This is a genomic window from Nocardioides jiangxiensis (genome assembly GCF_030580915.1).
Taxonomy (GTDB): domain Bacteria; phylum Actinomycetota; class Actinomycetes; order Propionibacteriales; family Nocardioidaceae; genus Nocardioides; species Nocardioides jiangxiensis.
In genome coordinates this window covers 1,958,422-1,972,483 of record NZ_JAUQTA010000001.1, presented here as the reverse complement: position 1 = coordinate 1,972,483, position 14,062 = coordinate 1,958,422, and the positions used below count along the sequence as shown (strand labels likewise).

At 72.8% G+C, this 14,062-nt stretch carries 14 protein-coding genes; 3 read left to right on the top strand and 11 right to left on the bottom strand.

The genetic code is table 11. The features are described from left to right. Positions 1 to 3 precede the first annotated feature (3 nt). From Q5722_RS09560 to Q5722_RS09545, 4 genes are read right to left on the bottom strand one after another with little or no spacing between them, the layout of a single operon-like run. Positions 4 to 1,863, bottom strand: a complete 1,860-nt coding sequence (locus Q5722_RS09560; protein ID WP_305027985.1) for a Na+/H+ antiporter — start codon at positions 1,861 to 1,863, stop codon at positions 4 to 6. Between the two features lie 32 nt (positions 1,864 to 1,895). Next, the gene (menD, locus tag Q5722_RS09555) at positions 1,896 to 3,554 is read right to left on the bottom strand and encodes a 2-succinyl-5-enolpyruvyl-6-hydroxy-3-cyclohexene-1-carboxylic-acid synthase (protein WP_305027984.1); all 1,659 of its coding nucleotides are present in this window, start codon (positions 3,552 to 3,554) and stop codon (positions 1,896 to 1,898) included. Beyond that, complete coding sequence (locus tag Q5722_RS09550; protein ID WP_305028356.1) at positions 3,551 to 4,504, bottom strand: o-succinylbenzoate synthase; 954 nt, start codon at positions 4,502 to 4,504, stop codon at positions 3,551 to 3,553. The genes menD and Q5722_RS09550 overlap by 4 nt, the downstream gene beginning before the upstream one ends. Beyond that, the gene (locus Q5722_RS09545; RefSeq protein WP_305027983.1) at positions 4,504 to 5,580 is read right to left on the bottom strand and encodes an AMP-binding protein; all 1,077 of its coding nucleotides are present in this window, start codon (positions 5,578 to 5,580) and stop codon (positions 4,504 to 4,506) included. Before Q5722_RS09545 ends, Q5722_RS09550 begins: the two co-directional genes overlap by 1 nt. A 52-nt stretch (positions 5,581 to 5,632) precedes the next feature. Between Q5722_RS09545 and Q5722_RS09540 the strand changes: the two genes are divergently transcribed. Both Q5722_RS09540 and Q5722_RS09535 read left to right on the top strand, forming a co-directional pair. Further along, the gene (locus Q5722_RS09540) at positions 5,633 to 6,088 is read left to right on the top strand and encodes a GNAT family N-acetyltransferase (RefSeq protein WP_305027982.1); all 456 of its coding nucleotides are present in this window, start codon (positions 5,633 to 5,635) and stop codon (positions 6,086 to 6,088) included. Between the two features lie 10 nt (positions 6,089 to 6,098). After that, positions 6,099 to 7,088, top strand: coding sequence for a 1,4-dihydroxy-2-naphthoate polyprenyltransferase (locus Q5722_RS09535; protein ID WP_305027981.1), 990 nt, complete (start codon positions 6,099 to 6,101; stop codon positions 7,086 to 7,088). 27 nt (positions 7,089 to 7,115) lie between these two features. Here the strand turns inward: Q5722_RS09535 and cds1 are convergent, their stop codons facing one another. After that, positions 7,116 to 8,162, bottom strand: coding sequence for an L-cysteine desulfhydrase Cds1 (gene cds1 / locus Q5722_RS09530; protein ID WP_305027980.1), 1,047 nt, complete (start codon positions 8,160 to 8,162; stop codon positions 7,116 to 7,118). Beyond that, positions 8,162 to 8,428 (bottom strand): DUF4229 domain-containing protein, encoded by a 267-nt coding sequence (locus Q5722_RS09525; RefSeq protein ID WP_305027979.1) that lies wholly within the window; start codon positions 8,426 to 8,428, stop codon positions 8,162 to 8,164. Before Q5722_RS09525 ends, cds1 begins: the two co-directional genes overlap by 1 nt. A gap of 69 nt (positions 8,429 to 8,497) precedes the next feature. Here Q5722_RS09525 and Q5722_RS09520 point away from each other — a divergent pair, with 69 nt between their 5' ends. Then, positions 8,498 to 8,722, top strand: coding sequence for a hypothetical protein (locus tag Q5722_RS09520; protein ID WP_305027978.1), 225 nt, complete (start codon positions 8,498 to 8,500; stop codon positions 8,720 to 8,722). 11 nt (positions 8,723 to 8,733) lie between these two features. On the opposite strand, the gene Q5722_RS09515 is transcribed toward Q5722_RS09520, so the two are convergent. Genes Q5722_RS09515 through hppD form a run of 5 tightly spaced genes read right to left on the bottom strand, consistent with a single transcriptional unit; the run spans position 8,734 to position 14,011 of the window. Beyond that, positions 8,734 to 9,624 carry a phenylalanine 4-monooxygenase gene (locus Q5722_RS09515; protein WP_305027977.1) on the bottom strand — a complete coding sequence of 297 codons (891 nt, stop codon included), beginning with the start codon at positions 9,622 to 9,624 and terminating at the stop codon, positions 8,734 to 8,736. Beyond that, entirely contained in the window at positions 9,617 to 10,801 is a 1,185-nt protein-coding gene (locus Q5722_RS09510; RefSeq protein ID WP_305027976.1) for a fumarylacetoacetate hydrolase family protein, read from the bottom strand. The genes Q5722_RS09515 and Q5722_RS09510 overlap by 8 nt, the downstream gene beginning before the upstream one ends. Beyond that, on the bottom strand, positions 10,798 to 11,595 hold the full coding sequence (locus Q5722_RS09505) for a hypothetical protein (RefSeq protein WP_305027975.1): 798 nt from the start codon (positions 11,593 to 11,595) through the stop codon (positions 10,798 to 10,800). Before Q5722_RS09505 ends, Q5722_RS09510 begins: the two co-directional genes overlap by 4 nt. After that, on the bottom strand, positions 11,592 to 12,806 hold the full coding sequence (locus Q5722_RS09500) for a homogentisate 1,2-dioxygenase (protein ID WP_305027974.1): 1,215 nt from the start codon (positions 12,804 to 12,806) through the stop codon (positions 11,592 to 11,594). The genes Q5722_RS09505 and Q5722_RS09500 overlap by 4 nt, the downstream gene beginning before the upstream one ends. Continuing rightward, positions 12,806 to 14,011, bottom strand: coding sequence for a 4-hydroxyphenylpyruvate dioxygenase (hppD, locus tag Q5722_RS09495; protein WP_305027973.1), 1,206 nt, complete (start codon positions 14,009 to 14,011; stop codon positions 12,806 to 12,808). Before hppD ends, Q5722_RS09500 begins: the two co-directional genes overlap by 1 nt. Positions 14,012 to 14,062 lie beyond the last annotated feature (51 nt).

The window sequence follows — 14,062 nt, the reverse complement described above, 5'->3', positions numbered from 1 at the left end:
ACGCTACGCCGTGGTGTGGTCGATGTAGCACCAGCGCCAGTCCTCGTCGGCCTCGGCCGACTGGATCACCGGGTGCCCGGTCGCGTGGAAGTGTGCCGTCGCGTGCTGGCCCGCCGAGGAGTCGCAGCACCCGGTGTGCCCGCAGGCGAGGCACTCGCGTAGCGAGACCCACGAGCGTCCCTCCGCCACGCACTCCTCGCAGGCCGTGCCCGTGGTCACGATGGCAGGTGCGGCGCGCAGGTGGGCGCAGTCGGCGCCGCTCTGGCGCATGCTCGCGGCGCTGACCACGCGGGCCCGCTCGGCCGTGGCGGTGAGCAGCACCGACTCCTCGACGTCGAGCATCGCGAGCACCTGCCGCACCACGGTCGACGGCACGGTGCCCTCGCTCCGGATCTCCAGCACGCGGCTGCGCTCCGCCGCGATCAGCTCGAGCCGGATCCGCGCGTAGAGGTCGCTCGGGCTCTCGTGGTCCTCGGCGGTCGCGAGCCGCTCCCAGGCCGCGAAGTTGCGGCGGTCCATCTGCTGCCGCACGAGGTCGACCACGCCGTGGCGGTCGTCGTACTCGAGCTCCTCGAGGCGGGCGTGGGCCGACTTCGTCGCCTGCTGGAGCAGGGTGGCGCGGGCCAGGGCGTCCTCGGCGGGGTCCGGGCTCGGCACCCGCAGGAGGCGCGCCAGCACCGGCAGCGTGAGGCCCTGGATGAAGAGCGTGCCGGCCACGACCGTGAACGCCACCAGCAGCAGCACCTCACGGTGCGGGGTGTCGTCCGGGATCACGAACGCAGCGGCCAGCGTGACCACACCACGCATGCCCGCCCAACCGAGCAGGAAGGTGTAGGTCCACGGCGTCTGCCGACCCGTCGCGAGGTCCGGGCCGGGACGGACCAGCAGGTAGCGGGCAGGGAAGACCCAGAGGAGGCGCAGGCCGATCACGGCGGCGAGGCTCGCGGTGCACACGGCCGCGATCCGTCCCCAGCCGAACGCCGAGTGCGCGGCGTCCTGCACGATCCACGCGGCCTGCAGGCCGATGAGGAGGAAGACCGCGTGCTCGAGCACGAAGGCGATCGTGCGCCAGTTGGTCCGTTCCGCCATCCGGCTCGGCGCCGACTGCAGGATGGGCGCCTTGTGGCCGAGCAGGAGCCCGGCCACCACGACCGCGATGACCCCGGAGGCCTCGAGGCGCTCCGCCGCGACGTACGCCGCGAAGGGGGTGACCAGCGAGACCGCGGTGTCGAGCACGGCGTCGGTGAGCAGCCGGCGGACCTTGGCGACCACGACGAAGGCCACCAGACCGACGAGCACGCCGCCGCCGGCAGCGCGGGCGAAGTCGAGGGTGACGTGGAGTGCGGAGACGCCGACGGTGCCGGCGGCGACGGCGGTGCGCAGGGCGACGAGCGCGGTCGCGTCGTTGAGCAGCGACTCCCCCTCGAGGATGGTGACGAGGCGACGGGGCAGGCCGATGCGGCGCGCGATGGCGGTCGCGGCGACGGCGTCGGGAGGGGCGACGACGGCGCCGATCGCGAGGGCCGCAGGCCAGCCGACACCAGGGAGGAGGGCGTGCACCACGGCCCCCACCCCGACCGTCGTGAAGACGACGAGGCCCACGCTGAGCAGCAGGATCGGACGGCGGTTGGCGTTGAAGTCGACCAGGCTGGTCTGGAGGCTGGCCGCATAGAGCAGCGGCGGCAGCAGCCCGAGGAGGACCACCTCGGGGTGCAGGTGCACCTCCGGGATCCCGGGGACGTAGGCGCCCACCACACCGATCGCGATCAGCGCGAGCGGCGCCGGAAGGCCGATGCGCTCCGAGAGCGACGTGCCGGCGAGCACCGCGACGGCGAGCAGGACGAGAAGGAAAGCGATCTCCACGGGGTGATCCTGCCGTGCCGGCGGGCGTCGGGTCAGCCGAGGGCGCGGATGGCTGCGTCGAGCTCGCGGCGGTTGTCGCGACGCACGCGCACCTCGATCACCTCGATGCCGCCGTTGGGGCTGTCCAGGGCCTGCTGCAGCTCCGGCAGGCTCTCGACCTTCCAGTGCGGCGTGCGGGTGCTCGCGCACAGGCTGGCGATGTCGACTCCGTGGGGTGTGCCGAAGAGGCGGTCGTACTGCTCGGCGTACGTCGGCGCGCCCTGCTCCAGCATCGTGAAGATCGAGCCACCGTCGTCGTTGACCACGACGATCGTCAGGTCGGGGCGGGGCTCGGCCGGGCCGATGACCAGGCCACCGGCGTCGTGGAGGAAGGTCACGTCGCCCATCAGCGCGATCGTGCGCGCGTCGGGGTCGCGGGTGCTGCGTGCGAGCGCGGCACCGATGGCGGTGGAGACGGTGCCGTCGATGCCGGCCAGGCCCCGGTTGGCGATGACCTTGCGCCGGCCGCCGACCGGCAGGGGCGGCGCCATGACGTCGAGGTCACGGATCGGGCTGGAGGCGCCGACCACGAGCAGGCCTCCCGAAGGAAGCGCCGCGTGGGTCGCCGCGGCGACCTCCCAGGGCGTCAGCTCGGGCTGCTCCTGGAGGAGGCGGTCCAGCTGGCGCGAGACGGACCGGTCGAGGTCGCGCCACGCGTCCAGCCAGGCGGTGTCCGGCTCGGCGTCGGGAGCCCACAGGGCGTCGTGCTCGGAGGCGACCGCGAACGGGCGCTCCGGCCAGATGCCCGCCGTCCGCTGGGAGATCACCTCGACGTCGTCGCGGGCGAGCAGGCGGGCCACGGGACGGCTCAGCGTCGGATGGCCGACCACCACCACGCGCTCGATGGAGCGGCCGAGGTCGCCGTCGAGGAGGAGGCGGTAGGTCCGCAGCGCGTGGGGGCCCGTCCGCGACCCCGAGGTCGGCTCGGCGAAGAGCGGCCAGCCTCCCGCCTCCGCGAGCTGGCGCGCGCGGGCACCGGCGTCGTCACCCGCCACGACGACCGTGCGCGGACCGGGCGCCAGCTGGTGGGCGTCGGCGGAGGTGACCGCGACCCGGCAGGAGCCGGGCTCGGTCGCCCTGGCCGTGTAGGTCGCCGGACCGTCCACCGGCGGGGTGAGCGGAAGCTCGAACTGCAGGTTGAGGTGCGCGACCGCGCTCGGGCGGCGGTCGTCGATGGCGAACCGGCCCGACGGGAAGGCGAGCAGCGATCGAACATCGCCGAGGTCGGGTCCCGAAAGGTCAGCGGCAGCGACGTCGAGGAACCGGGCGAAGCGCCCGAAGACCTCGACCTGGTCGGTCGTCTGGCTCGCGCCCGTGCCGCGCAGTCCCGCAGGCCGGTCGGCCGTGACCACGACCAGCGGCACGCCGGTGTGCGCGGCCTCCATGACCGCCGGGAACAGGTTGGCGACGGCGGTGCCGCTCGTACAGGCGACCGCCGACCGACGGCCGCTCTTGGCCAGCCCCAGCGCGAGGAAGCCCGCGGTCCGCTCGTCGATGCGCGTGTGCAGGCGCAGCACGCCCTGCCGGTCCGCGTCGTACGCCGCGAACGCGAGCGGGGCGTTGCGGCTTCCGGGCGCGAGGACCAGGTCGGTGACGCCGGCGTCGACCAGCTCCTGGATGCAGGCGCGGGCGAGGAGGGTCGAGGCGTTCACAGGCGCTGATCCTGCCGCACCCGGTCCAGCCGCGCCTGCCAGTGGGCGGTGCGCTCGGAGTCGGCGGCCAGCCGGCCCAGTGCGGCCCGGTCTGCGTGCACAGGGGCGACCGGGAGCGCACCGTCCACCGGCAGCAGCGGGTGCTCTGCGACGTCGTCGGTCAGGAGCTGGACTGTGGCCAGGCCACAGGCGTGGGGCAGCTCCGGCAGCGCGGCCGCGAGCGCGACCCCCGCCGCGATCCCGAAGGAGGTCTCGAGTGCACTCGACACGACGACCGGCAGCGCGATCTCCTCCGCGATGCGCAGGCAGCTCCGGACACCCCCGAGCGGTTGCACCTTGAGGACGGCGATGTCGGCCGCCTCGAGGTCGCGCACCCGGTAGGGGTCCGCGGCACGGCGGATCGACTCGTCCGCCGCGATCGGCACAGAGACCCGACGGCGCACGCGCGCGAGGTCCTCGACCGAGGCGACCGGTTGCTCGGCGTACTCCAGGCCGCCGGCAGCACGGTCCAGTGCGGCCAGGGCGGCGACAGCGGTGTCGACGTCCCAGGCGCCGTTGGCATCGATGCGGAGCAGGCCGTGGGGTCCGAGCGCATCGCGCACGGCCTCGAGGCGGGCCTCGTCATCGGCCAGCGACTGTCCGGGTTCGGCGACCTTGACCTTCGCGGTGCGGCACCCGCCGGCGGTGACGATGGCGTGCGCGCGCTCGGGGTCGACAGCGGGCACCGTCACGTTGACCGGCACGGTGTCGCGCACCGGTGCAGGCCACTCACTCCGCATCGCCTCGAGCGCGCACTGCAGCCACGGGCGGGCGACCTCGTCGTCGTACTCGAGGAAGGGGGACCACTCACCCCAGCCGCCGGTGGCGGGGTCGTGCAGGAGCATGCCCTCGCGGACGGTGATGCCGCGGAAGCGCGTGCGCATCGGGACCGAGAACACGTGCTGCTCGATCACGTGGCCGCCTCCGCCAGTGCGCGGACGGCCTGCCTGTCCACCTTGCCGTTGGTCAGGAGGGGGAGCTCCTCGACCACGACGAGCCGGCGGGGTGCCCAGGTGCGCGGGTGTGCCGCGGCAACCCACGAACGCGCCTCGAGCAGCGTCATCGCCGGCATCGACGCGAGACCCGGCGTCGCCACGACCGCGACCACCGCCTGGCCCCACTCCGGGTCCTCGACGCCCACGACCTCGGCCGCCGCGACCGCGTGGTGCTCGCACAGCCGCCGGGCCACCACCGGAGCGGGCACCTTCACGCCGCCGCTGATCAGCATGTCGTCGACCCTGCCCAGGACACTGAGCCGTCCGTCCTCGGCGAGCGTGCCGAGGTCGGAGGTGAGGTACCAGCCGTCGACCAGGGTCTCCGCGGTCAGTGCCGGGTCGTCGAGGTAGCCGTCGAAGAGGACCGGGCCGCGGATCCGGATCCGGTCGTCGTCGGTCAGGCCGAGCTCGATGCCGTCGAGGGGGTAGCCGTCGTAGACGCAGCCTCCGCTGGTCTCGCTGGCACCGTAGGTCGCGACGACGCGGATGCCCGCCTCCTCCGCGCGAGCGCGCAGGACCGGGTCGATCGGACCGCCGCCGAGGAGCACCGTGTGCACCGACCGAGCGAGGGCCTGGCGCTCGGCGCCGTTGTCGAGGGCCCGCGCGAGCTGGGTGGGGACGAGCGAGAGGAAGACCGGAGCGGTGTGGTCGCGCGCCTCTGCGCCCGTGATCGCCCAGCCCAGGCCGTGCTCGTCGACGACGGTCGGCTCGTAGCCGGCGAAGAGCGACCGGACGATGACGTTGACGCCGGCGACGTAGCTCGACGGCAGCGCGAGGACCCACGGGCCCGACGCCCGCAGCGTGAAGGCGCTGGCCTCGGCGGAGGCGAGCATCGCCTCCCGCGAGAGCAGCACGCGCTTCGGCGTACCGCTCGAACCGGAGGTCTCGATGAGCAGCCGCTGCTCGTCGGTGCCGTCCATCCAGCGGCGCAGGGCGTCGATGTCGGCGTACGCGTCACCGGAGAGGCGGAGCGGCGCGGGTGACGAGGACATGGCCAGAACCTACCGCCGACGCCAGCTCGGGGAGGCGTCGGATACTTGCCCCATGCACCTCACCTGGCAGCTCGTCCACCACCGCGGCCTGACCGCGCGCCAGACCTACGCGATGCTGCACCTCCGCGGGGTGGTGTTCGTCGACGAGCAGCAGGTCCCGGCCGCCCTCGAGATCGACGGGCGCGACCTCGAGGGCGAGACCCACCACCTCTTCGGGTGGCAGGGCGCCGAGCTGGTCGCGTACGCACGCCTCCTGGAGCCCGACCACCACGCCGCGTCCCACGTCGGCCGGGTCGTCGTGGCGAAGGAGGCCCGCGGCGGCACCGGCACCGAGCTGGTACGCCGCGCGGTCGCGGCCTGCGAGAAGCTCTGGCCCGCGACACCGATCATGCTCGGCGCCCAGGACCACCTCCGCGGGTTCTACGGACGCCACGGCTTCGAGCCGGTCGGCGACATCTACGAGGAAGCGGGCATCCCGCACATCGACATGGTGCGCAAGCCTGCTTGAATCACCTGCCATGGCAACCCCCGCTGAATGGATCGCCGGCGCCCGTCCGCGCACGCTTCCCGCCGCCGTCGCTCCCGTCCTCGCCGGCACCGGTGTGGCCGCGTGGATCTCCCACGCCGTCTGGTGGGCGGCGGCCCTCGCGCTGGTCGTGAGCCTGGCGCTCCAGGTGGCCGTCAACTATGCCAACGACTACTCCGACGGCATCCGCGGCACCGACGACGACCGCGTGGGCCCGATGCGCCTCGTCGGCTCGAAGAAGGCGACCCCCGCGGCGGTGAAGCGCGCGATGCTGATCAGCTTCGGCGTCGCCGGTCTCGCCGGCACCGTCCTGGCGCTGTCGACCGCGTGGTGGCTGATCGCCGTCGGTCTCGTCTGCGTCGTCGCGGCCTGGTTCTACACCGGTGGCTCGAAGCCCTACGGCTACCTCGGCCTGGGCGAGCTCATGGTCTTCGTCTTCTTCGGCCTCGTCGCGACCGTCGGCACCACGTTCGTCCAGGTCTGGCGCACGCCGCTCAGCATGTTCGGCGGCGGCGAGAGCGAGTCCGGGATCCTCTACGTCGCGGGCTCCTCGCTCGCCAGGCACTGCTACATCCCGTGCCCGGACAGTCCCCACCCCTACATCTGGCTCCTCCCGGCACTCCTCGCCGGCACAGCGATCGGTGCCCTCGCCTGCGCGATCCTCGTCGCCAACAACCTGCGCGACATCCCCACCGACACGGTCTCGGGCAAGATGACGCTCGCCGTACGGCTCGGCGACCACCGCACCCGGGGCCTGTACGCCGCCCTGACCGCTGCCGCCCTCGGCGCGCTCGTCGCGCTGGCGGCGCTCACCAGCGCGTGGGCCCTGCTCGGCCTGGTCTTCCTCGTGCCTGCGCTGAAGGGCGTCCGCGTGGTCACGTCCGGTGCGACCGGTCCGGGCCTGATCCCGGTGCTGCAGAAGACCGGCATCGCCGAGCTGCTGCTCGGCGCGGGCGTCTTCGCCGGCCTCCTCATCGCCTGACCTCGGGCGGTCGGCCCCGCGGCAGCCTCAGGAGGACAGCAGCGCCTCGAGCTCGCGCAGGTACGGCGCCGGGTCGATGCCGTGGTCGGAGAGCCAGCTGTCGGAGTAGTACGTGTGCGCATAGCGCTCGCCGCCGTCGCAGATCAGCGTGACGACCGACCCCTGCTCACCGCGGGCCCGCATCTCGCCGACCAGCTGCAGGGCGCCCCAGAGCGAGGTGCCCGTCGAGGCACCGACCAGGCGACCGGTCACCGACGAGCACCAGCGCATCGCGGCGATCGAGGCGGCGTCGGGCACCTGGATCATGTGGTCGACGACCCCGGGGACGAACGACGGCTCGACCCGCGGTCGCCCGATCCCCTCGATGCGGGAGCCGCACGCGGTCACGTCCGCCGACCCGGAGGTCCACGACGCGTAGAAGGCCGAACCCTCGGGGTCGACGACGCAGAGCCGTGTGGGCAGCTGCTGGTAGCGGAGGTAGCGGCCGATGGTCGCCGACGTGCCGCCGGTGCCGGCGCCGACCACGACCCACGACGGCACCGGGTGTGGCTCGCGGGACATCTGCGCGAGGATCGACTCGGCGATGTTGTTGTTGCCCCGCCAGTCGGTGGCACGCTCGGCGTAGGTGAACTGGTCGAGGTAGTGCCCGCCGCACTCCTCCGCGAGGGCGCGCGCGACCGAGTACACCGACGACGGGTCGTCGACCAGGTGGCACCGCCCGCCGTGGAACTCGATCAGCGCGACCTTCTCCGGCGAGGTCGCCCGTGGCATGACGGCCACGAACGGCAGTCCGAGGAGCCGCGCGAAGTAGGCCTCGGAGACGGCGGTCGACCCCGAGGACGCGTCGACGACGGTCGTACCGGCCGAGATCCAGCCGTTGCAGAGGCCGTAGAGGAACAGCGAGCGGGCGAGCCGGTGCTTCAGCGACCCGGTCGGGTGGACCGACTCGTCCTTGAGGTACAGGTCGATGCCCCACGACGGCGGCAGCGGGAAGACGTGGAGGTGCGTGTCGGCGGAGCGGTTCGCATCGGCCTCGACGCGGCGTACGGCCTCCGCAACCCACGCCCGCGACATCAGTCCTCCTTGCTGCGCATCTCGTCGAACTTCGAGACCGCCTTCGCCGCGCGCGCCTCGACCCGCTGGGCCAGCGCCTCGCGCGGGGTGCGCAGCACGAAGTAGGACGCGACGCCCGAGACGATGAAGGCACCGATCGCGGCGAAGAAGAGCTGGGCACCCGTGACGGCGCCGCCGTCGACGAGCTTCCAGACGCCCAGGATCAGGATCCAGGCGGCGAGGAAGAGGACCGCACGAAGCAGGGTGTACACGACGAAAGCCTTCACGCGCACAGCGTAGGCGCCCGCCCCATCACACCCGGCCGCGGCCCACACCCTCCGGTCTACATTGGAAGGGTGCTGAAGTTCCTGCTCATCGTCGTGCTCCTCGCGCTCGCCATCTACGGCTGCGTGATGCTGGTCGACCGTCAGCTCAACGGCACCCGGGCCGGCCGGCCGCTCCTCCCCCGCCGTCCGCAGCAGCCGCGTCGTCCGCTCGGCCCGGACGACGACCCGGAGTTCCTCCGCCAGCTCAACCGCCGCAAGCCGCCCAAGCGCGAGGGCCCGCCGGACGCGCCCTGACCGGATGCGCCTCACCCCGCCGTGCGTACGCCGAGGCGCGCGGGCGTCTCGTCGTCGCACGCCGCGAAGAAGGCACCGACCTCGTCGACCATGTGGCCGAACGACTCCGCAGCGAAGAGCACCGGCTGGTAGTGGGTGATGTCGTAGTCGATCGTCGCCATGGCAGCGAAGTCGATCGGCCGGATCTCCATGGAGCGGAACTCCTCGATCTCGCCGTAGCTGGACAGGATGCCGGCGCCGTAGGCGCGCAGCTCGCCCTTCTCCCACAGCACCCCGAACTCGACGGTGAACCAGAAGACGTCGGCGACCACCTGCAGCGCCTCGGGGGTCGTCACCCGCCGCGCCGCCGCACCGGCCAGCCGGTTCACCTCGGCCACCTCCGGTGAGGCGAGCAGGTTTCCGTGGCCCATCACCTCGTGCAGGATGTCCGGCTCCGGCGTGTAGAGCGGCGCGGCGTGGTGCCGGAGGTACTGCGTGGAGTGGAAGATCCCGTCCGCGAGCGACCCGTAGAACTCCTCCAGCGGCACGATCCCTGGGGCCGGCACGTAGGAGAAGCCGGTCAGCGCCTGCAGCCCCGCGGACACCTCGTCGAGCTGCGGCACCCGGTCGCGCGGCAGGTCGAGTGCGGCGACCGCGCCGTTGAAGGCGCGGCAGGCGTACTCCTCGTGCAACGGGCCCAGGTGCTCGCAGACCGTGCGCCAGACCCCGTGCTCGGTCTCGGTGTAGTCGATCCGCGGCACCGGCTGCCCGGGCCGCCAGGCCAGCGACACCGCCGCGATCTCGTTGCGCCGGCGCCGGTAGTCCGGGTCGTGCTCACCCGGGTGCCCCTCCACGAGGTGCACCGTCGCGGTGCCGTCCTCGTGGGCGGTCACCGGCGAGTAGAGCTGTGCCTCCTCAAACATCCGCCTGCTCCTCTTCCCTCTGCCCTTCCACCATCGGCAGCGCCGGTACGACGCGGCCCACCGCCTCGCCGAACCCCACGCGGCGTCCGTCGGCCAGGCGCGCCTCCCCGCTGATCACGACCTCGTCGCCGTCCTGCAGGAAGCCCTCGCCGATCTCGATCAGCGACCCCTGCTGGCCGGCAGCCGGGCCGGACACCGTGCCCGAGGCGAACAGGTCGCCGGTGCGCGTCGGGGCGCCGTTGACGGTCAGGTGCGCGAGCATCTGCGCCGGCGACCAGTACGTCGCGGCATACGGCGGCCGGCTGACGACCTCGCCGTTCACCGCCAGCGCCAGGTCGATGTCGAGTCCCCACGGCTCCTCCATCGCGAGGTAGGGCACCACCGGCTCCTGGCCGGGCACCGGGACCCGCGCTCCCTCCAGGGCGGCCATCGGCACCACCCAGGGCGACACGGTCGACGCGAAGGACTTGCCGAGGAACGGCCCGAGGGGGACGTACTCCCAGGCCTGGATGTCGCGCGCGGACCAGTCGTTGAAGAGCACGGCACCGAAGAGGTGGTCCCCGGCGTCCGCGGTGGCGATCCGGCTGCCGAGGGGGCTGCCCGTGCCGACGACGAACCCCAGCTCGACCTCCACGTCGAGCCGCACAGAGGGTCCGACGACAGGCGCGGAGGCGCCCGGCGGGAGCCGCTGGCCGCAGGGGCGCACGACGTCGGTGCCCGACACCACGATCGACGCCGACCGGCCGTGGTAGCCGATCGGGAGGTGCTTCCAGTTGGGCGTCAGCGGGTCGGGGGCGTCCGGGCGGAAGAGCCGTCCCAGGTTCGAGGCGTGGTGCTCCGAGGCGTAGAAGTCGACGTAGTCGGCGACCTCGAACGGCAGCTGCAGCGTCACCTCGGCGAGACGGTGGACCGACGCCTCGGGCAGGTCACCGGCCAGCGCCTCCGTCAGCGCTCCACGGACCGAGGCCCAGCGGGCCGGCCCCTGCGCCATGAACGCATTGAGCGATCCCGTCGCGAAGACGTCGTCGCCGAGCAGCAGCCCCACGTCGACGACGTGCTCCCCTAGGCGTACGCCGACCCGCGGCGCGACGTCGCGCTGGTCATCGGGGGAGCGGTACACGCCGTACGGGAGGTTGTGCAGGCCGAACGGGTCGTCGCGGGAGACCTCGATCCTCATGCCGCGCCCTCCCGCCAGGCGTCGGGCAGCAGGTCGAGCCGGGCCAGCTCGGTGAGCGGGTCGCTGATCGAGCAGGTGCCGAAGGAGTGGAAGGCCTCGCGCACGGCAGGGTCGAGGGCGAGGGCAGCCGCCGCCACGGCTGCTTCGTCGCGCGCGGCCAGCGCAGCCTCGACGTCGGCGGTCGTCGCGCCGTCGACCGCGCGGCCCGTCGCCACCAGCAGGTTGAGGAAGCCGTGCTCCTCGAACCCCGTCTCCGGGTCCGTACGCCGCACCGCGTGGTGCAGCCCGGCGGTCGCCTTGAACGGCACGCCGAAGGCGACGGCGGTAGTGATCCCCACGGCCAGCTCGGCCTCGGACGGGTGCAGGTCGGCCCGCACGCCACCCGTGCGGAACTTGGCCCACAGCCCGGCCACGCCGAGCTCGGCGAGCACCGCCTCGGCCCGGTCGTCTCGCGGCACCTCCACGAAGACGTCGGTGCCGAGGGAGGCGAGGGAGCGGACCTCACCGGGGGTCGCCGACGCAGGCAGGGCTACCTCCAGCCACCGCAGCCGCGGGCCGGCGGCCGCGACGGCCGTGTGGACCTCGTCGAGTCCGGTCACCACCGCCACGTCGGTCTCCCCGGTCCGTGCCAGGTCGTCGGGGCGCACGAGGAGCGGGCCCACGGCACCCGCGTACGGGCTGCGGAGGTGCGCGGCGTGGTCGGCGACCGCCCTGCCGAGCGGCGCGTTGCCCGGAGGGAAGACGGCCGCGTCGTCGAGCAGACCGGCGAGGAGCGCGGGCGTGAGCGTGCTCATCCGTCGACCCCTCCCGACTCGCCGCGGTCGCCGCGTGACCACGACCCGGCGTAGACGCCGTCGTCGACCTCGCGGCCGGCCTCTCCCAGGTCCAGCGGCCGGAAGGTGTCGACCATGACCGCGAGCTCGTCGAAGAACTCGGCTCCGATGGAGCGCTCGTAGGCGCCCGGCTGCGGGCCGTGCGGGTGGCCGCCGGGGTGCAGCGTGATCGAGCCCTGGGCGATCCCGCTCCCCTTGCGCGCCTCGTAGTCGCCGGCGACGTAGAACATCACCTCGTCGGAGTCGACGTTGGAGTGGTAGTACGGCACCGGGATCGACAGGGGGTGGTAGTCGACCTTGCGCGGCACGAAGTTGCAGATGACGAAGTTGGTGCCCTCGAAGACCTGGTGCACCGGCGGCGGCTGGTGGACCTTGCCGGTGATCGGCATGAAGTCGTCGACGTTGAAGGCGAACGGGTAGAGGCAGCCGTCCCAGCCGACCACGTCGAACGGGTGGTGCGGGAGCGTGTGCACGGTGCCACCGATGCCGCCGGTCAGGCCGTTGACGCGGTGCTTGATGAAGACCTCGACGTCGCGCTCGTCGACGAGCCGCGGTGGGGTCGGGCCCCGCAGGTCGCGCTCGCAGTACGGCGCGTGCTCGAGCAGCTGGCCGAACCGGCTCAGGTAGCGCTTCGGCGGGGTGATGTGGCTGTTGCCCTCGATCGCGTAGATGCGCGCCGCACCGGACGGGACGATCCGGTGCGTCGTCGCCCGCGGGATCACGAGGTAGTCACCGGGACCGAAGGAGAGGTCGCCGAAGACCGTCTCCACGACGCCCGAGCCGTCCTCCACGAAGAGGCACTCGTCGCCGATGCCGTTGCGGTAGAGGGGACTGGCCGCGTCGGCCACGACGTACGAGATCCGGACGTCGGGGTTCCCGAGCAGCAGCCGTCGCCCCGTGACCGCGTCGGCGCCCTCCCCGAACGACAGGGTGTGCGTGGAGAGGTGCCGCGGCAGCAGCGGGTGGTTGGGGACGAGCGACTGGTCGGGCAGCTCCCAGACGCGGCTCGCGGCAACCGCCGAGGGGATGGAGCGGTGGTAGAGCAACGAGGAGTCCGAGGAGAACCCCTCCTCCCCCATCAGCTCCTCGAAGAGCAGGTCCCCACCCCCGGCGGCGCGGTGCTGGGTGTGCCGCTTCGGCGGCACCTCCCCGGCCCGGCGGTAGTGGGGCATCAGAGGTTCCCCCGTCGTTCCTGCTCACGCTCGATCGACTCGAAGAGAGCCTTGAAGTTGCCCTTGCCGAAACCGAGCGAGCCGTGCCGCTCGATCAGCTCGAAGAAGACCGTCGGCCGGTCGCCGAGGGGCTTGGTGAAGATCTGCAGCAGGTACCCGTCCTCGTCGCGGTCGACGAGGATCCCGCGCTTCTTCAGCTCCTCGACGGGCACTCGCACCTCACCGATCCGGGCCCGCAGCAGCGGGTCGTCGTAGTAGGCGTCGGGGGTGTCGAGGAACTCGACGCCACGGCTGCGGAGCACGTCCACGGTCCGCAGGATGTCGCCGGTGGCCAGCGCGAGGTGCTGGGCGCCGGGGCCGCCGTAGAACTCCAGGTACTCGTCGATCTGGCTCTTCCGCTTGCCCACGGCCGGCTCGTTGAGCGGGAACTTCACCCGGTGGTTCCCGCTCGCCACCACCTTGGACATGAGCGCGGAGTAGTCGGTGGCGATGTCGTCGCCGATGAACTCGGCCATGTTCACGAAGCCCATGACCCGGTTGTAGAACCCGACCCACTCGTCCATCCGCCCGAGCTCGACGTTGCCGACGATGTGGTCGAGGGCCTGGAAGAGCCGCTTCTCCTCGTGCTTCACGCCGGCCGCCTGGACGAAGCCGGGCAGGTAGGCGCCGGCGTAGCGGACGCCGGCCACCTCGCGCTGCACGAGGGTGTGCCGGGTCTCGCCGTACGCCGCGATGGCGGCCACCCGGACCGTGCCGTGCTCGTCGGTCAGGTCGTGAGGCTCCTCGAGCACCGTGGCTCCGGCGGAGCGCGCCTGCACGATGCAGCGGTCCACGTCCGGGACCTCGAGGGCGATGTCGACGACGCCGTCGCCGTGGTGCGCGTGGTGGGCGATCAGCGGGCTGTCGGGCGAGACCGCGCCGCGCAGCACGAACCGGATCGAGCCCGACCTCAGGACGAACGCCTTGTGGTCGCGCTGGCCGGTCTCGGGGCCGGCGTACGCCTCGAGCTCCATGCCCCAGACGCTCTGGAAGTACGCCGCGGCCTGCGTCGCGTTGCCGACGACGAAGACGATGGCGTCCCAGCCGGTGATCGGGAACGGGTCGGCCGTCTCGTCGTACTCCACGAGGCCGACGAGCTGCCGGAGCTGCTGCACGTCGAGGCCGGCGCGCTGCTCGGCCTCGGTGAGGACGTCGTGCGGGGACATGCGATCTCCTTCACGGGCTGTGACCTGGGTCTCCTCGATCAAACGCCTGCC